This is a genomic window from Streptomyces sp. NPDC102283 (assembly GCF_044766265.1).
In the GTDB taxonomy this organism is placed as follows: Bacteria; Actinomycetota; Actinomycetes; order Streptomycetales; family Streptomycetaceae; genus Streptomyces.
In genome coordinates this window covers 193,185-216,887 of sequence record NZ_JBIWLQ010000001.1, presented here as the reverse complement: position 1 = coordinate 216,887, position 23,703 = coordinate 193,185, and the positions used below count along the sequence as shown (strand labels likewise).

The window sequence follows — 23,703 nt, the reverse complement described above, 5'->3', positions numbered from 1 at the left end:
CGCTTCTCGGCAACGTGCACGCGCCACGGTGCCGCCCCCCACGCACGGTTTCCTGAGGGTCGCCGGGACAGCCCTTAGACTCCGGTCATGCGTTACGGGGTGCTCGGCCCGCTGGCCGTCTGGGACGCCGAGGGGCGGCCGGTCAGGGTTCCCGAAGCGAAGGTCCGCGCCCTGCTGGCGGATCTGCTCGTCCACGGCGGCGGACCGGTGCCTGCGGACCGCCTGATCGAGGACCTGTGGGCGAGCGACCCGCCGTGCGGGTCGGCCAACACGCTCCAGACCAAGGTCTCCCAGCTGCGCCGGGTACTGGGCCGGGAGCGGGTGGTCCGCGAGCCCGCCGGCTACCGGCTGCTGCTCACGGACGACGCGAACAACGGGAGCGGCGGGAGCAACGGGAACGCCGGGACCAACGGGGACGACGCGGTCGGCACGGTCGACGCCCTGGAGTTCGAGGAGCTGGCCGAGCGCGCCCGCGCACACCGGGAGCCGGCGGTGAAGGCCGAACTGTTCGCCCAAGCGCTGGCGTTGTGGCGGGGCCCGGCCTACGCCGATGTGGCCGAGTCCCTGTTCGCCCGCGGCGAGATCACCCGGCTGGAGGAGCTGCGCCTCGATGTCGTCGAGGACCACGCCGAGGCACGCCTCGCCCGCGGCGAGCACACGGCTCTGGCGGCGGAGCTGGGGGCGCTGGTGGGGCGCCACCCGCTGCGCGAGCGGCTGCGCATGGCCCATATGCGCGCCCTGTACCGGGCCGGGCGGCAGGGCGACGCCCTGCGGAGCTTCCAGGACCTGCGGCGGGAGCTGGCCGAGGAGTTGGGGGCGTCACCCGGTCCGGAAGCCTCCGCGCTGCACGAGGCGATCCTGCGTCAGGAGACACAACTGGCCACACCCGCCGTCGGATCGCTGTCGTGCCGTACCAACCTGCCCGCCCCACTGACCCCGCTGATCGGCCGGCGCGAGGCGGCCGATCGGGTCCTGGCCCGGCTGGACCCCGGCGCGAGCACCCGTCTCGTCACCCTCACCGGTCTCGGCGGCGTGGGCAAGACACGGCTCGCCCTCGCCGCGGCGCACGACGCGTCCGGCCGGTTCGCCGACGGGGTGTGGCTGGTCGAACTGGCGGGCCTGGGCGCCACGTCGGGCCCGGACGACATCGCCGAACGGGTCATCACGACGCTGGGGTTGTGCGACACCGCGGCGACGGAGCCGGATCTGGGCGATCTGGTGGGCTGGCTGTGCCGGGCGGTGGCCGACAGGAAGTTGCTGATCCTGCTGGACAACTGCGAGCACCTCGTCGAGCCGGTCGCCGTGCTCGCGGTCGCCGTACTGTCGGCCGTGCCCTCGGCACACCTCCTGCTCACCAGTCAGGAACCGCTCGACATCCCCGGTGAGGTAGTGCATCCGGTTCCGCCGCTGACGCTGCCGCAGGACTCCGACCCGATCGCGATCGCCCGGGCCGGCGCCGTCGAGCTGTTCGTGCAGCGGGCCGCGGCGGCGGCGCCCGGCTTCGTCCTCGACGCGGACAACGCGGAGGCCGTCGCCACCGTCTGCCGTCGCCTCGACGGCATTCCGCTCGCCCTGGAACTCGTGGCGTCCCGGCTGCGGACGCTGAGCCCGCACGAGCTGGCCGCCCGGCTGGACGACCGGTTCGCCCGGCCCGACGTCCGGGTACGCGGGCTCCCCGACCGCCAGCGGACGCTGCGGGGCATGCTCGACTGGAGCTGGCAGCTGCTGACCGAGGACGAGCGCACCGTGCTGCGCCGCCTGGTCGTGCACGCCGACGGCTGCGTCATGGCGTCCGCCCAGGCGGTCTGCGCCGACGCGGGCCTGGGCGCCGGGCGGATTCCCGATCTGCTGTCCCGCCTGGTGGACCGCTCGCTGGTGGTCCGTGAGGGAGACCGGTTCCGGCTGCTCGAATCGGTGGCCGCCTACTGCGCCGAACGACTGGCGGAGGCCGGCGAGGAGGACGCCGTACGCGCCCGGTTCGTCACCCACTGCACCGAGTTGGCCGAGCGGGAGAGCGGGCGGCTGCGCGGACCGGACCAGCGGCGCTGCCTGGAGCGCCTCGACGCGGAGACCGTCAACCTGCGCCGCGCCCTGGATCTCGCGGTCGCCCACGGTACCGCCGGGCACGCGGTGCGGCTGGTGAACGCGCAGGCGTGGTACTGGTTCCTGCGCGGCCGTCTCACCGAGGCCCGCAGGTCGCTCCGGACGGCGCTGGCCGCCGGGAGCGGGGCCGCCCCGGCCGCGCGCGTGGCGGCGCGGGCCTGGCTGGCCGGTATCGAGCTGCGCACCTCGGGGGCCGGTGAGGCGGCGGCCGCGGCGGGCGAGGACCCCACCGCCGGCGTCGAGGACCCTGTGCTGCGAGCCCGGTTGCAGTGGTTCGTCGGCACCGGACTGACCGGCGGCGGCCACCACCGCGAGGGGCTGCGGCTGGTGGCGGCGGGTCTGGCCGGCGCGCGCGCCGCCCGGGACCACTGGGGCGAGGCCGCGGCTCTGGTCGAGCTGGCGAGCCACGCCCCGGGCGAGGACGCGTCCGCGGAGCTGGGCGCCGCGCTGTTCGTGGAGGCCGGCGACCGCTGGGGCCGGCTGCGGGCCACCCGGGCCCTGGCGCTCGCGGCCGAACGCCGGGGTGACGGCGTACGGGCGGAGCGACTGCACCGGGAAGGTCTCCTGATGGCCGAGGAGCTCGGCCTGTGGACCGAGGTCGTCGAGGCGCTGACCTGGCTCGGCAGGACCGCGCTTGCGGGCGGCCGCGCCGAGCGGGCGACGGAGCTGTACGGGCGGGCGCTGTCCGTGTCGGCCGAGCGCGCCTACAGCGCGGGCGAGGTCCGTGCCGAGATCGGGCTGGGACACGCGGCACGGCTCCGCGGCGACCGGGACGCCGCCAGGCGCCACCTGAACCGGGCACGGGCCAAGAGCCGTGCGTCGGGCCGCGCCGCCCACGCGGAGGCCGCCCTGGCGGAACTGGATCCCCCGCCCCGGGCGTGAGCGGCCTGCCGCACCGCCCTCCGGGTGACGCCCGTCACTCTCCTCCCCCGGTTGTCACATTCTCGGGAGCCTGTTCCGTCCTGTGTGTGCAGCCACGGACGACAGCAGGACGACAGCAGAGGGAGCACACCATGAACGCCCGACTCAACGCCTTCGCCAGCCCGGTCACCGGCAAGCTCGTGAAGCACCTGGTCTCGGCGGGCAAGATCGTCGAGGACACGACGCTGCCCGCGGCGACGCAGGAGCTGGTGAAGATCCGCGCGAGCCAGATCAACGGCTGCGGCGGCTGCCTGGACATGCACACCAAGGAAGCCGCCGCGGCCGGGGAGACCTCGCTGCGGCTCAACCTGATCGCCGCCTGGCGGGAGGCGACCGTCTTCACCGACGCCGAGCGCGCGGCGCTGGAGCTGACCGAGCAGGGCACCCGCATCGCGGACGCGGCGGGCGGGGTCCCGGACGACGTCTGGGCGAGCGCCGCACAGCACTACGACGAGGAGCAACTCCTCGCCCTGGTCTCGCTGATCGCGCTGATCAACACCTTCAACCGGCTGAACGTCATCCTCCAGCAGCCGGCCGGCGGCTACCAGGTGGGGCAGTTCGCGTAACCGGGCTGACCGGGACACCGGGCTGACCGAGGCGGTCCGGTGCTACGCCCACACCCCCGTGGCCGCGATGCGCCGCGCCCACGGTTCCAGGTCGGCGGCCTCCCGGCCGAGCACCTGGCGGACGCCGTCGGTCACCTCGCTCGTACGGCCCGCGCGATGCAGGGCGAACATCGCGCCCAGGGAGTCGGCCGCGGCCTTCGGCCATCCCTGGGCGAGGAGTTCGGCGCGGTACGCCCGAGAGGTCAACTCCTCGTAGCGGACCGGGCGACCGGCCGCGCGGGCGATGGTCTCCGCGGCTTCGGCGAAGGTGAGGGCGCGGGGGCCGGAGAGTGTGTACGTGCGGCCCGCGTGGCCGTCCTCGGTGAGGACGGCCGCCGCGACCGCCGCCACGTCCTCGGCGTCGACGAAGGGTTCGGTGACGTCACCGATCGGCAGCCCGAGGCGGCCCTCGCGGAGCGGGGCCCGCCACAGGTCCTCGTCGAAGTTCTGGAAGAAGTTGTTGGGGCGCAGGAGGGTCCACTCGGCCCCGGACTCCCGGGCCGCGTCCTCCGCCGCCACCATGCCCCGGCCGAAGCCCTCGCCCGCGTGCTCGATGCCGTGGCCGGACAGGACCACGAAGCGGCGGACCCCGGAGGCCTCGGCGCGCGTCACGAACTCGGCCACGGGGGACGGGTCGTCGGGGGCGACGAGGTAGAGGGCCTCCGCCCCGGCGAGGGCGGGCTCCCAGGTGTCGGGGAGGGTCCAGTCGAACCGGACCTCACCGGAGCGGGAGGCGGGGCGGACCGTGGTGGTTCCGGTCGCGCGCAGCCGGGCCACGACCCGGCGGCCGGTCTTGCCGGTGGCACCGAGGACGAGGATCCCGGACGGAACGCGGTGCGTGCTCTTCGTCGTCATGGGCCCAGTCCACCGTGACGGCCCCGCCGGGCCCATGGGCGTCCGTCCGCTGTGCATAGGTGAGCGTCCGGGGCGCGGGCGACGCTGCCTACAGTTGCGTCATGGACGTGTTCGACGAGCTGTTGCGGGGCGTGCGGGGCAGTGGCGCGGTGTTCGGCCGTTCGGTGCTGCGCGCGCCGTGGTCGGTGCGGTTCACCGACGGGGCGTATCTGACCCTGTGCCTGCCGATGCGGGGCGGAGGGTGGATCGTGCCGGAGGGCGGCGAGCCGCTGCGGGTGAGGGTCGGCGAGGCCGCGATCGTCCGCGGCCCGGCCCCGTTCGTCTTCACCGACGACCCGGAGAACGGTACGGGGACGGGCCGGGGCGACGGCGTGCGCGCGGTGGGCAGGGGCGCGGCCCCGAACACGGCACCCGCGCCCGGACCGGGTCCCGGCTCCGGCTACGGCTCCGGTCCTGGCTCCGAGTCCGGCCCCGGTCCCGGCTCCGGCTTTCCCACCGTGCTGTTGGCGGCGACCTACGACGTACGGGCCCAGGTGCCCCAGCGGCTCCTGCAGGCGCTCCCGCCGGCCCTCGTGGTGCCCGACGAGCAGGACTGCGCGCCGCTGCGCGACTTCCTGGAGGGACAGATCGGGGGCGGACGGCCGGGCGAGCAGATCGTGCTCGACCGGCTGCTGGACTGGTTGCTGGTGTGCACGCTGCGCGACTGGTTCGACCGGCCGGAGGCGGATCCGCCGGGGTGGTACGGGGCGCTCGGCGACCAGGTGGCGGGGCCGGCGCTGCGGGCGATGCACGGGGACCCGGCGCACCCCTGGACGACGGCGGAGCTGGCGGTCCGGGCGGGGGTCTCCCGGACGACCCTGGCGAAGCGGTTCACCGAGCTGGTCGGGGAGGGCCCGGTGGCCTATCTGACCGCATGGCGGATGACGCTCGCGGCCGACCTGCTGACCCGACCGGAGCTGACGGTGGCGGCCGTGGCCCGGCGGGTCGGCTACGCGGACGCGTTCGGTTTCAGCGCGGCGTTCAAGCGGTTGCGCGGCGAGAGCCCGACCGCGTTCCGGCGCGCGGCCGCGGCCGCCGGACCGGTGGAGACGGCCGCCCCGGCAGGGTGAGAGTCCAGCCGGCAGGCCACCCCGGGCGGGGTGAGAGTGCGGCCGGCAGGCGCCCCAACGGGGTGAGCGCCCCACGGGCCCACGGGCCCACGAGAGGGCCCACGGGCCCACGAGAGGGCCCACGGGCCCACGAGAGGGGCGGCGGGCCCACGAGAGGGGCGGCGGGCCGGCTGCCGTCACGTCGCGCTGCTCCGACTCCGGCGCTGCTCGCGACGGCGCTCCCTCCTCCGCTCCCTCCTCCGCACCCGCGCCCGCTCCCGTCGCTCTTCCTGCGCGCGGCGCGCCCGCTCCTGGAGCCTGACCCCGCGGACCGGGTCGGTGTTGTACCGGACCAGCCACGGAACGAGGGCGCCGATCAGCACGAGGACGGACGCCACGATCCAGTGGCCGCCGGACGTGCCCATGCCCAGGGCGACCGCCGCCCCCGGAACCGCTCCGGCCGGAAAGCCCAGGGTGCGGCGCCAGTCCCCGCGGTAGAGCCCCGCCTTGACAATGATTCCCAGCGCCCAGGGCACGGCCATGAACGCGGCGAAGAACTTGCCGCCCCCCTCCGGGACACCGCAGCCCTTGGCGTCCCAGTCGCACCCCACGTCCACCATCCCGGCCAGACCCCAGGCGAAGCACAGCACCAGCCCGGCCGTCAGAACGGCTCCCACCCATCCAGCCCACCCAGCACGCATGTGCGAAGGATACGAACCGCCGGCCACCGGCACGTCCGAATCGGGAAATCGGCCCCCGGCGCCGGGGGCTCAGTCCCAGGCGCCCCGCGCCGCCGCGTCCCGGACGAACGCGGCGAAGTCGCGCGGCTCCCGGCCGAGCGCCCGGCGCACGCCGTCCAGGACGGGCGCCTCCCCACTCGTGATGATCGGGTACAGCGCGTCGGTCCAGAGGCCGGCCTCCACGTCCGAGTAGCCCTGGGCGACGAGCCCGGCCCGGAAGGCGTCCGAGTCGACGCGGACGTACGCGGCGCGCTTCCCGGTCTCCTTCGCGATCTCGTCCAGGACATCGTCCATGCCGAGCGCGCGGGGGCCCGAGAGTCCGTACTCCTGGCCCGCGTGACCGTCCTCGGTGAGCGCGGCGACGGCCACCTCCGCGATGTCGTCGGCATCCACGAACGCGGCCTTCCCGTCCCCGGTGGGCAGGGCCAGTTCGCCCCCGCGTACGCCGTCGAGGAAGACGCCCTCGCTGAAGTTCTGGGCGAACCAGCCCGGCCGCAGGATCGTCCAGGTCACCCCGGAGGCGCGTACGGCCCGCTCGCCCTCGCCGTGCGGGCCGCCGTCCTCGTAACCGGGGCCGAAGAAGCCGGGCACGTCCACGCCCCGGGCCGAGAGCAGCACCAGCCGCCGCACCCCGCTCGCGACGGCCTGTTCGACGAAGGCGGGTGTCGGGGAGGGCGAGGTGTCGAGGGGGGTGATGTAGACGGTGGCGACCCCGTCCAGGGCGGCCGCCCAGGTGGTGGGGTCCGCCCAGTCGAACGAGGTGTCGCCGGACCGCGAGGCCGCCCGGGTCCCCACTCCCCGCTCACGGAGCCGGGCCACCACCCGGCGGCCGGTCTTGCCGGTGCCGCCGATCACGAGTACGGGTTCCTGCGCGGAGGTCGTGTCTGTCTGTGTCATGGCACCAGCCTCGCCCGGTGGGGCGGCCCCCGCCCATGGTTCAGTGACCGGGAGGGATGTCCGAACGTCCGGCGGAGGCGGCACTCGGCGTGCCACCGGGGAAACGCGCGAGGCCCGGATCCACAGGGACCCGGGCCTCGGTCGTGTTCTTCAGTAGCGGGGACAGGATTTGAACCTGCGACCTCTGGGTTATGAGCCCAGCGAGCTACCGAGCTGCTCCACCCCGCGTCGGTAAACACCACCCTACGCCACGGAATGCCTCTCCGTGACCACGAGGGGCTCCGCTGGCACCACCGCCCGGCGTCCGCACGAGCCTTTGCCTGCACACCCATTCCTGACGCAGCGTCAGTTCAGTAAACTGACAGAGTGTCAGCTAACTGGCCGGCCCCGCCGGTTCACCGGTGGGCCATCGAGCAGGAGTGGGCGGAACGATGCTTGGATCGACTCACGGCACCCTCACCACCGACTTCCGTGCCCGGGTGGTGGCCTGCGGCGAGGAGCCGCACGCCGCCGTCGTCAGCCTGCCGACGGCCTCGGCCCGGGGCGGTCTCGACGTCAGCGGGCGACCGCTGCACCTGACCGTGCCCGACCTGGACCGCTTCTTCCGGCCCCGGTCCGTGGCCGTCGTCGGCGCCTCGGACGCCGAGGGCCGCCCCAACACCGGCATCACCCGGCAGCTCATCGCCTGGGCCGACCGGGTCGGGGCCCGGCTGCACCCGGTGCACCCGACCCGGCGGACCGTGTTCGGCCGGGAGTGCTTCCCCTCGGTCGCCGACGCGCCCGGGCCGGTCGACCTCGCGGTCCTGCTGGTCGCGGACCCGCTCCCGGTGATCGAGGAGCTGGGCGAGGCCAAGGTGCCCTTCGCCGTCGCCTTCGCCTCCGGGTTCGCCGAGACCGGTGAGGCCGGCGCGGAGGCCCAGGCCCGGCTGGCGGCGGCGGCGTCGCACTCCGGGCTGCGCCTGCTCGGGCCGAACACCAACCTGAACGCCTTCGAGAGGTTCCGGGAGGACCTTCAGGGCCCCGCCATCGCCCTGATCACCCAGTCCGGGCACCAGGGCCGCCCGCTCCACGCCCTCCAGGAGCTGGGCATCCGGCTCTCGCACTGGGCCCCCACGGGCAACGAGGCCGATCTGGAGACCGCCGACTTCCTCGCGTACTTCGCCCAGCTCCCCGAGGTCGGGGCCATCGCCTGTTACGTCGAGGGGCTCAAGGACGGACGCGCCTTCCTGCTCGCCGCCGACCGGGCCGCCCGCGCCAAGGTCCCCGTCGTCGCCGTGAAGGTGGGCCGCACGGAGGCCGGCGCCAGGACCGCCGCCTCGCACACCGGCAAGCTGACCGGGGCGGACGAGGTGGTGGACGCGGCGATGCGGCAGTTCGGGGTGATCCGGGTGAACGGCCTGGACGAACTCCAGGACACCGCCGCCCTGTTGGCCCGCGCCCGGCCGCCGCGGGCCGAGGGGGTCGCCGTGTACTCGATCTCCGGCGGCACCGGCGCGCACTTCGCGGACCTGGCGACGGCTGCGGGCCTCTCGCTGCCCGTCCTGTCGCCGGAGAAGCAGGACGAGCTGCACACCTGGATACCCGACTACCTGAACGTCGCCAACCCCATCGACAACGGCGGCCACCCGGTCGGCGACTGGCGCGGCCGGAAGATCATCGACGCGATCCTCGCGGACCCGTCGGTCGGGGTGCTGATCTGCCCGATCACCGGCCCCTTCCCGCCGATGAGCGACCGGCTCGCCCAGGACCTGGCGGACGCGGCGGAGGCCACCGACAAGCTGGTCTGCGTCATCTGGGGCTCCCCCGTCGGCACCGAGGACGCCTACCGCACCACCCTGCTGGGCTCCTCCCGCCTCGCCACCTTCCGTACGTCTCGCAACTGCGTCACCGCCGTGAAGGCCTATCTGGACCACCACCGCTTCACCGACCGCTACCGCTCCCCCTTCGATGACGCCCCGCGTACCCCGTCGCCCTCCTTCCGCAAGGCGCGGGGCCTGCTGCGGCCGGGACAGCAGCTCAGCGAGCACGCGGCGAAGCAACTCCTGCGCGCGTACGGGATCCGGGTGCCGCGCGAGCAGTTGGTGACCAGTGCCGCGGCGGCGGTCCGGGCGGCGGGCCCGGTCGGCTACCCGGTGGTGATGAAGGCCTCCGGGCCCCGGCTCGCCCACAAGACGGAGCTGGGCCTGGTGAAGGTCGGCCTCACCTCGGCCAGCCAGGTCCGCGACGCCTACCGCGAGCTGACCGACATCGCCCGGTACGAGTCCGTGGACCTGGACGGCATCCTGGTCTGCCAGATGATCGACCGGGGCGTCGAGATGATGGTCGGGGTGACCCACGACGCGCTCTTCGGCCCGACGGTCACCGTGGGGCTCGGCGGGGTCCTGGTGGAGGTGCTGCACGACGCGGCGGTCCGGGTGCCGCCGTTCGGCGAGCAGCAGGCCCGGGACATGCTCGGCGAGCTGCGCGGCCGGGCCCTGCTGGAGGGGGTGCGCGGCGGGCCGCCCGTCGATGTGGACGCCCTCGTCGAAGTGGTGCTGCGGGTGCAGCGCATGGCCCTGGAGCTGGGCGACGACCTGACCGAGCTGGACATCAACCCGCTGGTGGTGCTGGGCCGGGGGCAGGGCGCGGTGGCCCTGGACGCGCTGGCGGTGTGCCGGTGAGCGGGGAGGCGGCAGAGCCCGCCACCCGGGACGCGGCAGAGCCCGGCACCCGGGACGCGGCAGAGCCCGGCACCCGGGACGCGACGGTCCTGCACTCCCTCGACGGTGGCGTCTCGTGGATCACCCTCAACCGGCCCGAGGCCATGAACGCCGTCACCTGGGACCAGCGGGAGCGGATCATCGACCTGCTGGCCGAGGCCTCCGCCGACCCCGCCGTACGGGCCGTCGTGCTCACCGCCACCGGTCGGGGCTTCTGCGCGGGCGCCGACCTGCGCGGCACCCCGGCCCCGGCGGGCGAACGGGTCCCCGGGGACGTCGCCCGCACGATCCGGCTCGGCGCGCAGCGGCTGATCGCCGCCGTGCTGGACTGCGAGAAGCCGGTGATCGCCGCCGTCAACGGGACGGCGGCCGGGATCGGCGCGCATCTGGCGTTCGCGTGCGACCTGGTCCTGGCGGCCGACACGGCGAAGTTCATCGAGGTCTTCGTACGCCGGGGGCTCGTCCCGGACGGCGGCGGCGCGTATCTGCTGCCCCGGCTGGTGGGGCCGCAGCGCGCCAAGGAGCTGATGTTCTTCGGGGACGCGTTGCCGGCGGCGGACGCGGAGCGGCTGGGGCTGGTCAACCGCACGGTTCCGGGCGGGGAGTTGGAGGCCCTGGCCAAGGAGTGGGCGGGCCGGCTGGCGGTGGGCCCCACCCGGGCCCTCGCCCTGACCAAGCAGCTGGTGAACGCCTCGCTGGACGGCGACCGGGCCGCGGCGTTCGCGGCCGAGGCCGCCGCCCAGGAGATCAACATGACCACGCGCGACGCCAACGAGGGCGTGGCGTCCTTCGTCGAGCGCCGGTCGCCGGAGTACCGGGGCCGCTGAGGGGGGCACCCCGGCCGTGCGGATCGGTTCAGCCGGCCACCGGAGGGTTGAACCGGTGGAATTCGGGGTCCGACCAGCGCAGCGGGGAGGCGGCGGCGATCTCCCGTACGGCGGTGACCTCGAACTCCACGAGGCGCTCCGCACCCGGGACCCGCGCCACCGCGTCCCCGTCCCAGACGGTGCGGGCGGAGCCGGTCAGATGGAGGGAGGCCCCGGAATCCCAGCCGGGCACGAGGAGACCGGCGGCCGGGTTGAGTTCGAGATTGCCCAGGGTCAGGAACATGCCGTTGCCCGCGTAGTCGGGCCAGCGCAGCAGCCGGGGTGTGAGCACCTGGACGAATCCCGGGTTGCCGCCCCGGTGCGAGGCGTCGGCGTCGCCCCGGTCGGACGCGGTGGCGACGAAGAAGGTGTCGGCGGTCCGCAGTGCCTCCTGCTGCGCGGGGCTCAGGGCGTCGCCGTCCGTGACCGCGAGCCGCTGACCGGCCTCCTCGCCCGACGCGATCCGGCGGTGGCGGCGCACCTGGATGTACTTGGGGCAGTTGCCGAGGGCCTGGTCGAGGTCGACGCGGAGCCCGTTCCCGTCCCGGACCGCCCGGCCGTTCATCCGCATCCGGCGCCGGGTCGCCGGTTCGATGCCGATCATGCCGATCCGGGCGGGGGCGGCCCCGCCCGTTCCGGCGCCGGACAGCACAGCGGCCAACGGGTCGCCGGGCGGCGGCAGTGCCTCGATGGTCAGGGTGTCCGGCGCGGGAACGCTCAGGAATCCCGGTTCGCCGGTGAGCTGGGTCGCCCACATCCGCCCCCGCTCGTCCGCGCCGCCCACCACCAGGAAGGGCTGCCGGACGAGGAAGTCCGCCGCCACCTCGGGGATGTCGGAGCGGATGGCCCGCCCCGCGCTCACCGCCCGCCGGGCGAGACCCGCCCTCTCCTGCACGGCGACCTCGCCCCGGTGATATCCGCTCATGACCCCGCCCGCCTGCCCTTCTGCCGATGTCTGCATGTCCGAACGCCTGGATGCCCGAAGGCCCTAGAAGAAGCCGCAGGTGGGAGCGCCTGCGGTGGGGGCGTCGGCAGGGTCGGCCCCGGTCGGCGCGTAGACCTCCAGGCGGATGCCGTCGGGGTCGGTGAAGAAGATGCCGCCCGAGGTGCCGATCTCGCCGTGCGGCACGACGCCCTCGTGGACGAACTCCGCACCCAGCCCGCGCAGGACCTCTTCGGTGGCCCGGACCTCCTCGACGGAGTCCACCTGGAACGAGAGGTGGTGGAGACCGGGAAGGGCCGTCGCGAACGTGCCTTCGCTCTGCTGCCACAGGGTCACCAGGAGTCGGGAGCCGCGCCCCAGGAAGATCCAGCGGCGATCGGCGTCCTTCCCTTCGGCCAGCACCTCGAAGTCGAAGACCTCGCGGTAGAAGGCGGCCGAGCGTTCCAGGTCGGTGACGTTGAGCCCGACGTGGCCGGTCTGAAGATTCTTCGCCTTGCCCATGATCGATCCCACTCCTTCGGTCGAGGTCGCGAGGTGATCCTGTAACCACTGAACTCAATCTTGAGGGTTAGATTTGACCCAGGTCAACCGGTGATCTTCATTTGGCTGGTTATGATTGAACGAGCAGTCACCCCCCTCCCGCGTGACAGAAGGAGCCCAGCCGTGTCGCACTCCCCCGGTGCGGACCCCCGGCCGCTGACCGGCGAGCCGCTCGCCCTCGACCTGCTCAACACCCGCTGGATCGACGGGGACGGCCCGCACGACCTGCTGGAATCCGTGGCCGGCCTCGCCGTCTGGCTGAACAGCCCTCCGGTACGCGGGCACCTCGGGCTCGCCCCCGCCCCGGCCGCCGACCGCGTCACGCTGGACCGGCTACTCCTCGCCCGGACGGCGCTCGACACCCTGGCCGCCTCGGCCGCCCATCAGGATCCGGCCACCCCCGAGAGCGCCGACCGGCTGAACGAGGTCCTCTCCCACGGGCGCATCCGCCGCACACTGGGGCCCGAAGGGGCGCCGGCGTCGGCGGTGGAGGTGGACGACCCGTCCTGGGCCCCGGCGTGGTACGCGGCGGAGAACTGGCTGCACCTGGTCGCGGACCGGCCCGACCGCATCCGCCCCTGCGCGAACCACGCCTGCGTGCTGCACTTCTACGACGTCTCCAAGAACGGGACGCGCCGCTGGTGCTCGATGGCGGGATGCGGCAACCGCGCGAAGGCGCAGCGCCATTACGCCCGGCGCTCCGGGGCCTGAAACCGCCCCTACGCGCCGTCGCGCCTACACCTCCCGCACCAGCCCGCCGTCCCGGGCGCGCCTGCTGTGGCGGGCGACCCTCACACGGTTGCCGCAGCCCACCGTGCACCACTCCCGGCGGGCATGGGCCCGGACGAAGTAGAGGATGCAGCCCGGTGCGGGGCAGGCTCGCAGGCGCTCCGCGACCGGGCCCGCGAACAGGTCCACGGCAGCTGCGGCGATCTCCCCGAGGGCCTCCCTGCCGACGTCGTCCGCAGCGGTGCGGACCACGGAGCGGAAGTCCGGCCCCGGCACCAACTCCGGCCAGTGCGCGGCCGATCGCGCGAGGGTGTTCACCACGGCGAGCGGGCCGGCGCCGGGGGGCGCCGCGGACGTACGCGCCGCGGCCAGCGACCGCAGCGCCCCGCGCAGCTCCAGGAACTCCCGATACCGCACGGGCGGGACGGACTCCACCCCGTTCAGCCTCTCCGCCAGGGCGTCCGGGAAGCGGTCGCGCCGCGCGGCCAGCCAGACGCCCACGGCCCGCGGCCCGGCGGCGAGCGCGTCCACCCGGCGCCCCCGCATCCCGCCCCTCACATACGTGGTGTTGACCAGGTCCAGAGGCAACGGCTCGCCCGAGAGCGGCAGTTCACCGGCCACCGGTCACCCCCGTCCGTCCACGTCGCTCTTGTCCACGCCCCCCATCCTGCCCCGGGCCCCGGCCGGGGAGAACCCGCTCTTCGCCACACGCCCGTACACATCCGCGGAACACTCCCGGCTGAGCTAATGCGAGAATACCTCTCCATGCGTTAGTTGACCGCCGAGGAAGGAACCCTGTGTCCGAGATGCCTGCCCCCGAGCTCGCCGCGCCCCACCCCTGCGCACCCCGTCCGGTCGCGGCGCGCCGTCTCGCCTCCGCCGCACGCCGGGTCGCGGCCCTGCCGGCGAGCAGGGCGCCCACCCGCCCGCCCCTCACGGTCATCGCCAGGGCGACGCTCGGCGGCTCGGTCTCCCTGGTCCTGCTCGTGGCCGTCGGCGTCCTGCTCGGCCACCCCATGCTGATACCGCCGCTCGCGGCCAGCGCCGCCCTGGTCTTCGCCGCCCCCACGCTGCCGCTGGCCCAGCCCCGCAGCGTCATCGGCGGGCAGCTCGTCTCGGCCGTCGTGGGTTTCCTGACGCTCGCCGTCGCGGGCGGATCGACCTGGGCCGCCGCGGTCGCGGGCGGCCTCGCGATCGGGGCGATGGCGCTCACCCGCACCGCGCACTCCCCCGCCGCGGCCACCGCGGTCATCGTCGTGCTGACCCAGCCCGCGGCCACGACGTTCCTCCTCCTGCTGCTCCTGGCCACCGCCCTGATCACGGGCGCCGGCTTCCTGGCCGCGCGCGCGGGCGGCCGCTCCGGAAAGAGCGGCTCCGGGGCCGCCCCCTACCCGGCCTACTGGTGGTAGGCGCCACCCTCGACGGCAGGAGGCCTTCACATCTGACGTATCGTCAGTTCTAATGTTCCCGTGATGGGACACGCAGGCATGGCCGCCACCGCCGTCCGGTACCTCAGGTCCGTCGGCGCCGCCACGACAGCCGCACCGGGGACGCCGCCCGAGGCGTTGCCCCGGCCGGACCTGAGAGCCGTCCGGGACGACGAGCGGCTGCCCGTGGCCCCGGACGAATTCCGGCGCGTGCTGGGCCACTTCGCCAGCGGCGTCACCGTGATCACCGCGCGCGACGCGGACGGCCCCGCGGGCTTCGCCTGCCAGTCCTTCGCCTCGCTGTCGCTGGACCCGCCACTGGTGTCCTTCATGGTCGCCCGTACGTCGACGACCTGGCCGCGCATCGCCCGCGCCGGGGCGTTCTGCGTGAACATCCTCGGAGCGGAACAGGGCGCGCTGTGCCGGGGGTTCGCGGTGAGCGGCGCCGACAAGTTCGCGGGGGTGACCCACGGGGCCGCCCCGGCCACCGGCTCCCCGCTGCTGGACTCCGTGCCCGCCTGGATCGACTGCCGCGTCCACGCCGTCCACACCGGCGGCGACCACCTCATCGTGGTCGGCCGGGTGGAGGCGCTGGGGGCGGCGGACGAGGGGGAGCCCCTCCTGTTCCACCGGGGGACGTTCGGCCGGTTCAGCCGCTGATCCCGGCCGGTTCAGCCGCTGATCCCGGACCTTCGGCGGGGTTCGGTCGAGAACGGCCCGCGACCGCCCGCTCCGGCCTTTCGGTCAGCTGGGGGGTGCGTCGACGAAGGTGGCGCCGATCTCCGCCAACCGCTCGGCCACGTAGGCCGGGTCGAGCAGGGTCTCGGGTGTGCGGATGCCCGGCGGGACGGGTTCGCCGCGCAGACCGAGCTGCCGCTCGACACCGAGGGCGATGCCGAGTGCGGTCAGAGGACGCTGTCCTGCGGGGTGGACGAGGTAGCGGCTCGTCCTGAGCGGCGCACCCGTTGGACCTGCCCCTTCCAGGTCGATCCGGATCTCGATGGAAGGGCGGCCGCCGCGGTGCCGGGCCGCGGATTCACCGACGGCCATGTCGAAACGGACGTTCGGTGCGCCCGTCGCGAGGGCGAGGCTCGGTACGTCGAGGATGGCGATGCTCCGGCCGGGCAGGGCGACGCCGTCGGCTCGGGGCACATCCGCCTGGGCGTCGGGGCCGTTGACCCAGGTGAAGACGCCGTCCCGGCGCACCGTCCCCGCCGTGGTGGCGGTGGACCACCGCTCCAGATCAGCGGCCCCCGCGGGCCCTCCGGTGTCCAGCTCGTCCAGCACGGCGCCGATCCGGACGGTGTCGACCCGGCGGAACTCCCCGGCCAGCCCCAACGTCGCGAGGACGACGACGCCGGCGCAGAAGTGGCTCGCCACCAGGATCGACGAGGCGCTCGCCCGCCGTGCGCCCGCGACGACCTCCGGCGCGATCTCCACCAGGCCGCTGGAGATGCTGAGGTAGGGCAGCCCGTGGTCCTGTGCGTAGTGCAGCCCGTTCAGGCGGTCGTCCCACAGTGCGGCGACCACCGCCGAGTAGCGGTGGCCGTGCCCGGCCGGAAGGCCGAGATCGCTGCGCCGCAGGTCGATGGTGACGGCCGTGGCGGCGCCGAGTCCGTCGGCCACCCGCTGCGCGCGGCCGATATCGCGCCCCGCGATCGCCAGCGGCAGCCCCGGGTGCCACTGCCGCAGGAGCGCGGCGGTCCCCGAGCCCGCCTGCCCCGAACCACCCAAGATCAGTACCGGTTTCAACTGTCCCATCGCGGGTCCCCACTTCCCTTAAGCTACATTTTGTAGCCTACGTTTTGTAACATAGTCTGGGGCGCGACACAACGGAGGATCATGGCCACCACCTCGACCCGCCTGCCCAAGCAGGCCAGGCGGGAGCAGCTGCTGAACACCGCCGTGGCGATCGTGCGCGACCAGGGCACCGACGGTCTGACTCTGGTCACCCTCGCGGAGGCGGCCGGGGTGAGCAGGCCGATCGTGTACGACCACTTCGGCACGCGCCCCGGCCTGTTGCTCGCGCTCTACCGACGCCTCGACGAACGTCACCGGGCCGCGATCGCACAGGCGTTGCAGGAGGCCGAACCCACCGCCGCCGAGGTCGCCCGCCTCACCGGCACCGCGTATTTCGCCTGCGCCACGGACATGCCGGAACTCGCCGCCGTATCCGCCGCGCTGAAAGGGAATCCGGAGATGGAAGCGGTCCAGCGCGAGATGCTCGACAGGTACACGGACCTGATGGCCGCCGCGCTGCTGCGGCACTCCGGGCTCACTCCCGAAGCCCTCCGGCTACGGTGCGTCGGTGTGCTGGGCGCGGCCGAGGCGATGGCCGCCGAGCTGAACCGGGGACGGGCGTCCGCCGACGACGCGGTCGCCGCCCTGACCGACCTGATCATGGGCAGCATCGACCCCCGGACCGGCCACTGACCTCACCCGGGCACGAGCCGGGGCACGCCCCGACCGCCCGCGCCGTGCTGCTCGCCGGCGGGCGGGGCCGTCGTGGGCCCGGCCGTACCGCGCGACCGCCTCGGCGAAGGAACGGACGGCGGCGGGATCACGGCGAGCGCCGGAGACCGGCTCCCGCCCCGGCCGTCCGTCTGCGGATCACCAGCGACATCAACGCCGCCATGGCGCACAGCGCCCCCGCCGCGTACCAGACCACGTCGTAGCGGCCGAAGGCATCCCGCGCGACCCCACCGAGGAACGCCACCACCGCCGCGCCCACCTGGTGCGAGGCCAGCACCCAGCCGAAGACGATCGCGCTGTCCTCGCCGTACTGCTCGCGGCAGAGCGCCAGCGTCGGCGGGACCGTGGCGACCCAGTCCAGCCCGTAGAACACGATGAAGAAGATCATCGGGGGCCGCACATCGGGGCCGATCAGCAGCGGCAGGAACAGCAGGGAGATCCCGCGCAGCGCGTAGTAGACGGCGAGCAGCCTGCGGGCGTCGAAGCGGTCGGTGAGCCAGCCGGAGATGATCGTGCCGATGATGTCGAAGACCCCGATCACCGCGAGCAGCGAGGCCGCCACGGGGATGGGCATGTGGTTGTCGTGGGCGAACGGCACGAAGTGGGTGCGGATCAGGCCGTTGGTGGAGGCCCCGCAGATCGCGAAGGCGCCCGCCAGCAGCCAGAACGGGCCGGTGCGGGCCGCGTCGAACAGCACCCGCACCGTCCGGCGCGCGGCGCCCCGGGCCGGTGCGGGCTTGGGCACGAACTCCCCGCCGTACGGGGCGAGCCCCACATCGGCCGGGTGGTCGCGCATCAGGAGCCAGACGAACGGGACGACGACGAGGGCGGCCAGGGCGACGGTGACCGAGGCGGGCCGCCAGCCGTGCTGGTCGACGATCCAGGCGCAGAGCGGAAGGAAGACGAGCTGTCCGGAGGCCCCCGCCGCGGTGAGGATGCCGGTGACCAGGCCCCGACGGGTCACGAACCAGCGGTCGGTGACCGTCGCGGCGAACGCCATCGCCATGGACCCGGTGCCGAGCCCGACCAGCAGGCCCCAGTAGATCATCAGCTGCCAGGAGGCGGTCATCCAGACACTGGCGACCGCCCCGGCCGCCACCATGGTCAGCGCGATCGCCACGACCCGCCGGATGCCGAAGCGGTCCATGAGCGCGGCGGCGAACGGCGCGGTCAGCCCGTACAGCGCCATGTCGATGGAGACCGCGAGCCCGATCTCGCCCCGGGACCAGCCGAATTCGTCGTGGAGCGGGTTGATGAGCAGCCCGGGCAGGGAGTTGAACGCCGCACCGCCGATGATCGTCACGAAGGTGACTGCGGCGACGAGCCACGCCCGGTGGACGCGGGGAACGCGGGGTCCCCGACGGGCTTCGCGGGGCGGCCGCCGGTCGTCCAGGGCGGCGCTGTCGAGGGTCTCGGTCACGTGGACCAGCTTCTTGGTCCGTGCCCTTCGCCACGAGTGGCCTGAGGGACATGGTTCGCAGGAATCGGGCCACGCTCCGGCGTACGGAGGGCCGGAACCCCGCACGTGGCATCGCCGTCGCCGGTCGGCGGGGCCGAGGGACCGGCGCGGCCTCTCCCGGTGCTGGGCGCGGCCCTGTTCGTCGCCGGTACGGTCCGCAGGCGGACCGACGCCCACGCCCTGGAGGTCATCGAGTTGCGGGGTGCCGAGGAGCGGGCCCGGCTGAAGAAGCGGTGGCGAGCCGCCGGGTCCCGGCGTGGACGGACCAGGCCGCCGCCGCGCCCACCGCGTACCAGAACAGGTCCGGTGCGTTGAAGGTCGAGCCGAGCACCAGCCGGGCCGCCGTGCTGTGCGCCGACAACTCCCCCGGTACGCCGGTGAGCTGCGCGAACTCCACCGCCCAACTCAGGCCGAGCGCTGCCAGGGCCACCACGGCCGGTCGTGCGCGGGGCGCGCAGAAGGCGACGAGGGTGCAGAGCAGCACCGTGTAGAGCGCGCTCCCCGCGTACTTGGCGAAGGCGCCGTCCGCTCCGGCGCGCACGGCCAGGCCCGCGGCGACGGTGACGACGGCCGCCGCCGCCGCGACCGCGCGGACCCCGGCGGCGCGAACCGTACGCGCCGGGGGCCGCGCCGATGGCCTCATCCGAGCCCGATCCTCTTGAGCTGCCGGATCGGCCGGGCCACCAGCAGCACCGCCACCACCCCCATGTTGATCACGGCCGCCGCCACCAGCAGTTCGGGCGCCCCGACCGCCTCGGCCACCGGCCCCGCCAGGGCGCGGCCCGCCGCGACCATCAGGAGCGAGCCCGCCACGTCATACGCGTGCAGCCGGTTCAGGGCCTCCGGCGGGACGTGCGTCTGGACCGTCGTGGACCACATCACCAGCCAGAACGCGGCCGACCCGCCCGCCAGCAACTGCCCCGCCGCCAGCACCGGCAGCGGCATCCCGAGCGCCAGCACCAGCAGGCTCACCGCCACCAGCGGCAGCGCCACCGCCCCGGCCGCCAGCGGATGCGAGGGGCGCAGCCGCAGGGCGAGGAGTCCCCCGACGACGCTGCCCGCCCCGTTCACCGCCATCAGCATCCCGTACGCCCCCGAGCCGTGCGCCTCGGTGACCAGGACGGCGGTCAGCGGGAGCATCGGGCCGAGGACCGCGAAGCCGTACACCGTCCAGACCGCGATCACCCCCCACAGCCAGGACCGGGCCCGGAACTCCCGCCATCCGTCGACCAGTTCCGCGGCGAAGGTGCCGCGCGCCGCGTCGTCGTGCGGGGCCGGGGCCAGCCGCATCAGGAAGAGGCAGGCCCCGGAGACCGCGAAGGTCGCCGCGTTCGCCGCGTAGACGGCGCCGGCGCTGGCGAGGCCGACGAGCACCCCGGCGAAGGCGGGCCCGGCCATGGTCATCAGCGCCTCGGCGACCCGCAGGACGGCGTTGGCGCGCTGGACGTCGGTGGAGACGCGCGGCACCGTCGAGGCGACGCCCGGCTGGAAGAGCGCCGCGCCGACGCCGGCCACCGAGCTGAGGACGTACACCGCCCACAGCGGCGGGTTGCCCGTCGCGAAGGTCACGGCCAGCACGGAGGCACCGATCAGCCGCAGGGCGTCGGCGATGATCATCATGCGGCGTGGGGTGAACCGGTCGGCGAGCACCCCGCCGAACAGCACGAACACCGCCAGCGGCCCCATCCAGGCGGCGAGCGCGAAGCCGACCGAGGAGGCGGGCCGCCCCGCGCCCAGCAGCCCGGCGGTCAGGGCCACCGGGATCATGCCGTCACCGAAGAGAGCGACCGTGCGGGCCACGAAGAAGTAGCGGAAATTGCGGTTCCAGAGCCGCGCGGGGCCGGGGGTGGAACCGAAGGAGGATCCGGCGCCCAGGCCCGTCCCGGCGGGGCCGCCCGGTCCGCCCGGTTCGAGCGGGGGCAGCGTCGGAAGCGGGTTCTCGAGGGGACTCGGGAGCGGGTTCGGGGTCGTTCGGGTGTCGCACGCGGCGTCGGGAATGGACGCGCGCTCTGTCGGCTTCTCCATCACGTCGCTAACCTGTACCAGCTTGTGGTCTATACCACTACCGCAATGTCCTGTGATCTTCGAGGAGGCCGTCGTGCAGCACCGCGTCGTCGTACTGGCCCTCGACGGGCTGCTCCCCTTCGAGCTGGGTATTCCGCAGCGGATCTTCGGCCGCAGCCTCGGCACGGAGGCGGGCGGGAAGGGCAGGGACGGCGGGAAGCTGTACGACGTGGTGACCTGCTCGGTCCGCCCGCCGGGCCCGGTGCGGACCGACGCCGACTTCTCCATCCTCGTGGAGCACGGCCCTCAGGCGCTCGCCACCGCCGACACGGTGGTCGTCCCCGCCTCCTACGAGCTGGGCCCGGTCTTCGAGGAGGGCCGGCTGACCGAGGAGCTGGCCGCCGCGCTCGCCCTGGTCCGGCCCGGCACCCGGATGGTCTCCATCTGCACCGGCAGTTACGTCCTGGCGGCGGCCGGCTACCTCGACGGCCGCCCCGCCACCACGCACTGGTCGTCCGCCGACCACTTCCAGCGGACCTTCCCGCAGGTCCGCGTCGACCCGGACGTCCTGTTCATCGACGACGGCGACGTCCTCACCTCCGCAGGGGTCGCCGCCGGGATCGACCTCTGCCTGCACCTGGTGCGACGCGACCACGGGACGGCCGTCGCGAACGAGATCGCGCGCCGCACGGTCGTGCCCCCGCACCGGGACGGCGGGCAGGCCCAGTACATCCACCGCCCCGTCCCCGAGCCGCAGTTCGCGACCACCACCGGCGCCCGGGCCTGGGCGCTGGCCCGGCTCGACCGGCCGATCCTGCTGCGGGACATGGCGGAGCAGGACGCGATGAGCGTACGGACGTTCACGCGCCGCTTCCGCGAGGAGGTCGGGATCAGCCCCGGACAGTGGCTCACCCAGCAGCGGGTGGAGCGGGCCCGGCACCTGCTGGAGTCGACGGACCTGTCCATCGACCAGGTGGCCCGCGACGCGGGCTTCGGCACGGCGACCTCGCTGCGCCAGCACCTCCAGGCGGCGCTGGGCGTGCCGCCGACGGCCTACCGGCGTACGTTCCGGGCCTCCGCGGACACCGCGCCCCGAGGCCCTCGCACCCCGGTCCAGGGGCGCCCGTAGATGACACGGGTCAGAAGACCAGGACCCCCCGGGCCACCCGCCCGTGGTGCGCGTCGTCGGCCGCCTTGGCGAAGTCCTCCACCGGGTACGTCTCGGTGACCAGTTCGTCCAGCAGCAGCCGGCCCTCCCGGTAGAGGTCCGCGTACAGGGCGATGTCGCGCTGCGGCCGCGAGGAGCCGTAGCGGCAGCCGAGGATCGACTTGTCCAGGTACATCGAGGAGACCAGGAACGACGCCTCGGCGCTCGCCGCCGGTACGCCCAGCAGCACGGCCTGCCCGTGCCGGTCGAGGAGGTCGATCGCCTGGCGGATCAGCTCGGTGCGGCCGACGCACTCGAAGGCGTGGTCGGCCCCGTCGGGCAGGACGTCGCGCACGCCCTCCGCGCTCGTCAGGAAGTGCGTGGCGCCGAACCGCCGGGCCACCGCCTCCTTCGCCGGGTTGCTGTCGACGGCGACGACGGTGAGCGCGCCGGCCAGCCGGGCCCCCTGGAGCACGTTGAGCCCGATGCCGCCGGTCCCGATGACCACGACGGTGTCGCCCAGGCCGACCTTCGCCCGGTTGAGGACGGCCCCGACGCCGGTCAGGACCCCGCAGCCGATCAGGGCGGCCGAGGTGAGGGGCAGGTCGTCCGGGATCTTCACGGCCTGGACGGCCCGCACCACCGTGCGTTCGGCGAACGCGGAGTTGGAGGCGAACTGGAACAGCGGCTTCCCGCCCCGCGAGAACGGCCGCCCCGGCCGCCCGATGGCCTTCCGGCACATGGTCGGCCGCCCCCGGTCGCACTGGGCGCAGGCCCCGCAGTTGGCGAGGGTGGAGAGCGCGACGTGATCCCCGGGCCGCACGTGACCGACGCCCGGCCCGACCGCTTCCACCACGCCCGCGCCCTCGTGGCCGAGCACGACGGGGACCGGGAAGGGGATCGTGCCGTCGATCACCGACAGATCGCTGTGGCAGAGTCCGGCGGCGGCGACCGCCACCAGCACCTCCCCCGGGCCCGGGTCCCGTATCGCCAGGTCGTCCACGACCTCGGTCCGTGTGCCGTCGAAGACGACGCCTCTCATCTGGGCTCCCTCGGTAGGCCGAGCACCCGCTCGGCGATGATGTTCCGCTGGATCTCGTCGGAGCCGCCGTAGACGGTGTCGGCCCGGCTGAAGAGGAACAGGTGCTGTGCGTCGTCGAGTTCGTACGGCCGCCGCTCCGACCAGGGCTCGGGGCCGACCGCCCCCGCCTCGCCCGCGACCCGCACGGCCAGTTCGCCGAGCCGCTGGTGCCAGCCGCCCCACAGCAGCTTCGCCACACTGGGCGCGCCCGGGTCGCCGGTGGAGCCGAGGGTGCGCAGGGCGTGCCGGCGCATGGTGTCCAGCTCCGCCCACTGCCGGACCAGCCGGGCCCTGATGACCGGGTCCTCGGCGGCCCCGCTCGCCACGGCGGCGGCGACCACCCGGTCCAACTCCTCGGCGAACCCGATCTGCTGGGCGAGCGTGGACACCCCACGCTCCAGGGCGAGGAGGCCCATGGCCACCTGCCAGCCGTTGCCCTCGCCCCCGACGACCTCGGCGGCCCGCGCCCCGTCGAGGAACACCTCGTTGAACTCGCTGGTCCCGGTCAGCTGCCGGATCGGCCGCACCTCGATCCGGCCCGGCTGGTCCATCTCCACCAGCAGGAACGACAGCCCGTGGTGGCGGGTGGAGCCGGGGTCGGTGCGGGCGAGGACGAAGCACCAGTCGGCGTCCAGGGCGAGCGAGGTCCAGATCTTCTGCCCGGTCACGGCGTAACCGCCCGCCCCGTCCGGCACGGCGGCGGTCCGCACCCCGGCGAGGTCGGAGCCCGCACCCGGTTCGCTGTACCCCTGGCACCACAGCGTCTCGCCCCGGGCGACGGGGGGCAGGTGGCGCCGCTTCTGCTCCTCGGTGCCGTACGTGATCAGCGTCGGGGCGAGGAGGTTCTCCCCGATGTGGCCGATCCGGGCGGGGGCCGTGGAGCGGGCGTACTCCTCGGCCCAGACGACCTGCTGGGCGAGGGTGGCGCGGCGGTTGCCGTAGCTCTCGCCGTCCTCACCGGGCCAGCCGATCCCGATCCACCCGGCCCGCCCGAGCTCGCGTTCCCAGGCGTGGGGGTCGGGGGCGGGGGTGTCGGCGAGATGGCTGTGCAGCCAGGTGCGCGCCTCGGTACGGAAGTCCATGCTGCCTCCTGTCGTCCCGGGGGCTCCGCCCCCGGACCCCTGCTC

The 23,703-nt window shown here is 74.4% G+C and carries 22 protein-coding genes and 1 tRNA gene; 10 read left to right on the top strand and 13 right to left on the bottom strand.

The features are described 5' to 3' along the window. The first annotated feature begins 87 nt into the window (after positions 1-87). Entirely contained in the window at positions 88-2,985 is a 2,898-nt protein-coding gene (locus tag ACIRJT_RS01085) for a BTAD domain-containing putative transcriptional regulator (RefSeq protein WP_403902904.1), read from the top strand. A gap of 131 nt (positions 2,986-3,116) precedes the next feature. Continuing rightward, positions 3,117-3,590 carry a carboxymuconolactone decarboxylase family protein gene (locus tag ACIRJT_RS01080; protein WP_403902901.1) on the top strand — a complete coding sequence of 158 codons (474 nt, stop codon included), beginning with the start codon at positions 3,117-3,119 and terminating at the stop codon, positions 3,588-3,590. A gap of 42 nt (positions 3,591-3,632) precedes the next feature. Here ACIRJT_RS01080 and ACIRJT_RS01075 read toward each other — a convergent pair whose 3' ends face one another. After that, the gene (locus tag ACIRJT_RS01075; RefSeq protein WP_403902898.1) at positions 3,633-4,484 is read right to left on the bottom strand and encodes an NAD(P)H-binding protein; all 852 of its coding nucleotides are present in this window, start codon (positions 4,482-4,484) and stop codon (positions 3,633-3,635) included. A gap of 101 nt (positions 4,485-4,585) precedes the next feature. On the opposite strand from ACIRJT_RS01075, the gene ACIRJT_RS01070 reads away from it, so the two are divergent. Further along, positions 4,586-5,593: an AraC family transcriptional regulator gene (locus ACIRJT_RS01070; protein WP_403902895.1), complete on the top strand. Its 1,008-nt coding sequence runs from the start codon at positions 4,586-4,588 to the stop codon at positions 5,591-5,593. Between the two features lie 176 nt (positions 5,594-5,769). Here ACIRJT_RS01070 and ACIRJT_RS01065 read toward each other — a convergent pair whose 3' ends face one another. The 3 genes from ACIRJT_RS01065 to ACIRJT_RS01055 all read right to left on the bottom strand — a co-directional run bounded on the left by ACIRJT_RS01065 (position 5,770) and on the right by ACIRJT_RS01055 (position 7,437). Further along, the gene (locus ACIRJT_RS01065; RefSeq protein ID WP_403902892.1) at positions 5,770-6,273 is read right to left on the bottom strand and encodes a hypothetical protein; all 504 of its coding nucleotides are present in this window, start codon (positions 6,271-6,273) and stop codon (positions 5,770-5,772) included. A gap of 69 nt (positions 6,274-6,342) precedes the next feature. Continuing rightward, positions 6,343-7,209: an NAD(P)H-binding protein gene (locus tag ACIRJT_RS01060; protein ID WP_403902889.1), complete on the bottom strand. Its 867-nt coding sequence runs from the start codon at positions 7,207-7,209 to the stop codon at positions 6,343-6,345. 154 nt (positions 7,210-7,363) lie between these two features. Beyond that, positions 7,364-7,437: transfer RNA gene (locus tag ACIRJT_RS01055), tRNA-Met, on the bottom strand. Positions 7,438-7,640: 203 nt separating this feature from the next. Here ACIRJT_RS01055 and ACIRJT_RS01050 point away from each other — a divergent pair. Both ACIRJT_RS01050 and ACIRJT_RS01045 read left to right on the top strand, forming a co-directional pair. Further along, positions 7,641-9,869 carry an acetate--CoA ligase family protein gene (locus tag ACIRJT_RS01050; RefSeq protein ID WP_403902886.1) on the top strand — a complete coding sequence of 743 codons (2,229 nt, stop codon included), beginning with the start codon at positions 7,641-7,643 and terminating at the stop codon, positions 9,867-9,869. After that, positions 9,860-10,735 carry an enoyl-CoA hydratase/isomerase family protein gene (locus tag ACIRJT_RS01045; RefSeq protein ID WP_403902883.1) on the top strand — a complete coding sequence of 292 codons (876 nt, stop codon included), beginning with the start codon at positions 9,860-9,862 and terminating at the stop codon, positions 10,733-10,735. The genes ACIRJT_RS01050 and ACIRJT_RS01045 overlap by 10 nt, the downstream gene beginning before the upstream one ends. A gap of 28 nt (positions 10,736-10,763) precedes the next feature. On the opposite strand, the gene ACIRJT_RS01040 is transcribed toward ACIRJT_RS01045, so the two are convergent. Both ACIRJT_RS01040 and ACIRJT_RS01035 read right to left on the bottom strand, forming a co-directional pair. Then, the gene (locus tag ACIRJT_RS01040) at positions 10,764-11,699 is read right to left on the bottom strand and encodes a pyridoxamine 5'-phosphate oxidase family protein (RefSeq protein WP_403904389.1); all 936 of its coding nucleotides are present in this window, start codon (positions 11,697-11,699) and stop codon (positions 10,764-10,766) included. A gap of 63 nt (positions 11,700-11,762) precedes the next feature. After that, positions 11,763-12,218: a VOC family protein gene (locus ACIRJT_RS01035; protein WP_403902880.1), complete on the bottom strand. Its 456-nt coding sequence runs from the start codon at positions 12,216-12,218 to the stop codon at positions 11,763-11,765. A 162-nt stretch (positions 12,219-12,380) separates the two neighbouring features. On the opposite strand from ACIRJT_RS01035, the gene ACIRJT_RS01030 reads away from it, so the two are divergent. Continuing rightward, positions 12,381-12,968, top strand: coding sequence for a CGNR zinc finger domain-containing protein (locus ACIRJT_RS01030; RefSeq protein ID WP_403902877.1), 588 nt, complete (start codon positions 12,381-12,383; stop codon positions 12,966-12,968). Between the two features lie 24 nt (positions 12,969-12,992). Here the strand turns inward: ACIRJT_RS01030 and ACIRJT_RS01025 are convergent, their stop codons facing one another. Next, a complete protein-coding gene (locus tag ACIRJT_RS01025; RefSeq protein WP_403902874.1) occupies positions 12,993-13,607 on the bottom strand; it encodes a CGNR zinc finger domain-containing protein in 615 nt (204 codons plus the stop codon). Positions 13,608-13,792: 185 nt separating this feature from the next. Here ACIRJT_RS01025 and ACIRJT_RS01020 point away from each other — a divergent pair, with 185 nt between their 5' ends. Together ACIRJT_RS01020 and ACIRJT_RS01015 are read left to right on the top strand one after the other, a co-directional pair. Continuing rightward, positions 13,793-14,395, top strand: coding sequence for an HPP family protein (locus ACIRJT_RS01020; RefSeq protein ID WP_403904387.1), 603 nt, complete (start codon positions 13,793-13,795; stop codon positions 14,393-14,395). A 78-nt stretch (positions 14,396-14,473) separates the two neighbouring features. Beyond that, positions 14,474-15,073, top strand: coding sequence for a flavin reductase family protein (locus tag ACIRJT_RS01015; protein WP_403904384.1), 600 nt, complete (start codon positions 14,474-14,476; stop codon positions 15,071-15,073). An 84-nt stretch (positions 15,074-15,157) separates the two neighbouring features. On the opposite strand, the gene ACIRJT_RS01010 is transcribed toward ACIRJT_RS01015, so the two are convergent. Then, positions 15,158-16,174 carry a saccharopine dehydrogenase gene (locus ACIRJT_RS01010; RefSeq protein WP_403902871.1) on the bottom strand — a complete coding sequence of 339 codons (1,017 nt, stop codon included), beginning with the start codon at positions 16,172-16,174 and terminating at the stop codon, positions 15,158-15,160. Between the two features lie 81 nt (positions 16,175-16,255). On the opposite strand from ACIRJT_RS01010, the gene ACIRJT_RS01005 reads away from it, so the two are divergent. Continuing rightward, positions 16,256-16,846 carry a TetR/AcrR family transcriptional regulator gene (locus ACIRJT_RS01005; RefSeq protein WP_403902868.1) on the top strand — a complete coding sequence of 197 codons (591 nt, stop codon included), beginning with the start codon at positions 16,256-16,258 and terminating at the stop codon, positions 16,844-16,846. 127 nt (positions 16,847-16,973) lie between these two features. On the opposite strand, the gene ACIRJT_RS01000 is transcribed toward ACIRJT_RS01005, so the two are convergent. The 3 genes from ACIRJT_RS01000 to ACIRJT_RS00990 form a co-directional block, all read right to left on the bottom strand. Beyond that, positions 16,974-18,305, bottom strand: coding sequence for an MFS transporter (locus ACIRJT_RS01000; protein ID WP_403902865.1), 1,332 nt, complete (start codon positions 18,303-18,305; stop codon positions 16,974-16,976). 226 nt (positions 18,306-18,531) lie between these two features. Further along, the gene (locus tag ACIRJT_RS00995) at positions 18,532-18,987 is read right to left on the bottom strand and encodes a DUF2809 domain-containing protein (protein WP_403902862.1); all 456 of its coding nucleotides are present in this window, start codon (positions 18,985-18,987) and stop codon (positions 18,532-18,534) included. After that, positions 18,984-20,369 (bottom strand): MFS transporter, encoded by a 1,386-nt coding sequence (locus ACIRJT_RS00990; RefSeq protein ID WP_403902859.1) that lies wholly within the window; start codon positions 20,367-20,369, stop codon positions 18,984-18,986. The genes ACIRJT_RS00995 and ACIRJT_RS00990 overlap by 4 nt, the downstream gene beginning before the upstream one ends. A 73-nt stretch (positions 20,370-20,442) precedes the next feature. Between ACIRJT_RS00990 and ACIRJT_RS00985 the strand changes: the two genes are divergently transcribed. Next, positions 20,443-21,477 carry a GlxA family transcriptional regulator gene (locus ACIRJT_RS00985; protein ID WP_403902856.1) on the top strand — a complete coding sequence of 345 codons (1,035 nt, stop codon included), beginning with the start codon at positions 20,443-20,445 and terminating at the stop codon, positions 21,475-21,477. A 10-nt stretch (positions 21,478-21,487) separates the two neighbouring features. Here ACIRJT_RS00985 and ACIRJT_RS00980 read toward each other — a convergent pair whose 3' ends face one another. Both ACIRJT_RS00980 and ACIRJT_RS00975 read right to left on the bottom strand, forming a co-directional pair. After that, a complete protein-coding gene (locus ACIRJT_RS00980; protein ID WP_403902853.1) occupies positions 21,488-22,537 on the bottom strand; it encodes a Zn-dependent alcohol dehydrogenase in 1,050 nt (349 codons plus the stop codon). After that, positions 22,534-23,658, bottom strand: coding sequence for an acyl-CoA dehydrogenase family protein (locus tag ACIRJT_RS00975; protein WP_403902850.1), 1,125 nt, complete (start codon positions 23,656-23,658; stop codon positions 22,534-22,536). The genes ACIRJT_RS00980 and ACIRJT_RS00975 overlap by 4 nt, the downstream gene beginning before the upstream one ends. Between the last annotated feature and the right edge of the window lie 45 nt (positions 23,659-23,703).

What these genes read in the sequence shown, in the direction of transcription:
- ACIRJT_RS01085 (WP_403902904.1), top strand. Translation starts at nt 88, where the DNA reads ATGCGTTACGGGGTGCTCGGCCCGCTGGCCGTCTGGGACGCCGAGGGG.
- ACIRJT_RS01080 (WP_403902901.1), top strand. Translation starts at nt 3,117, where the DNA reads ATGAACGCCCGACTCAACGCCTTCGCCAGCCCGGTCACCGGCAAGCTC.
- ACIRJT_RS01075 (WP_403902898.1), bottom strand. Translation starts at nt 4,484, where the DNA reads ATGACGACGAAGAGCACGCACCGCGTTCCGTCCGGGATCCTCGTCCTC.
- ACIRJT_RS01070 (WP_403902895.1), top strand. Translation starts at nt 4,586, where the DNA reads ATGGACGTGTTCGACGAGCTGTTGCGGGGCGTGCGGGGCAGTGGCGCG.
- ACIRJT_RS01065 (WP_403902892.1), bottom strand. Translation starts at nt 6,273, where the DNA reads ATGCGTGCTGGGTGGGCTGGATGGGTGGGAGCCGTTCTGACGGCCGGG.
- ACIRJT_RS01060 (WP_403902889.1), bottom strand. Translation starts at nt 7,209, where the DNA reads ATGACACAGACAGACACGACCTCCGCGCAGGAACCCGTACTCGTGATC.
- ACIRJT_RS01050 (WP_403902886.1), top strand. Translation starts at nt 7,641, where the DNA reads ATGCTTGGATCGACTCACGGCACCCTCACCACCGACTTCCGTGCCCGG.
- ACIRJT_RS01040 (WP_403904389.1), bottom strand. Translation starts at nt 11,699, where the DNA reads ATGAGCGGATATCACCGGGGCGAGGTCGCCGTGCAGGAGAGGGCGGGT.
- ACIRJT_RS01035 (WP_403902880.1), bottom strand. Translation starts at nt 12,218, where the DNA reads ATGGGCAAGGCGAAGAATCTTCAGACCGGCCACGTCGGGCTCAACGTC.
- ACIRJT_RS01020 (WP_403904387.1), top strand. Translation starts at nt 13,793, where the DNA reads ATGCCTGCCCCCGAGCTCGCCGCGCCCCACCCCTGCGCACCCCGTCCG.
- ACIRJT_RS01015 (WP_403904384.1), top strand. Translation starts at nt 14,474, where the DNA reads ATGGCCGCCACCGCCGTCCGGTACCTCAGGTCCGTCGGCGCCGCCACG.
- ACIRJT_RS01010 (WP_403902871.1), bottom strand. Translation starts at nt 16,174, where the DNA reads ATGGGACAGTTGAAACCGGTACTGATCTTGGGTGGTTCGGGGCAGGCG.
- ACIRJT_RS01005 (WP_403902868.1), top strand. Translation starts at nt 16,256, where the DNA reads ATGGCCACCACCTCGACCCGCCTGCCCAAGCAGGCCAGGCGGGAGCAG.
- ACIRJT_RS00995 (WP_403902862.1), bottom strand. Translation starts at nt 18,987, where the DNA reads ATGAGGCCATCGGCGCGGCCCCCGGCGCGTACGGTTCGCGCCGCCGGG.
- ACIRJT_RS00990 (WP_403902859.1), bottom strand. Translation starts at nt 20,369, where the DNA reads ATGGAGAAGCCGACAGAGCGCGCGTCCATTCCCGACGCCGCGTGCGAC.
- ACIRJT_RS00980 (WP_403902853.1), bottom strand. Translation starts at nt 22,537, where the DNA reads ATGAGAGGCGTCGTCTTCGACGGCACACGGACCGAGGTCGTGGACGAC.
- ACIRJT_RS00975 (WP_403902850.1), bottom strand. Translation starts at nt 23,658, where the DNA reads ATGGACTTCCGTACCGAGGCGCGCACCTGGCTGCACAGCCATCTCGCC.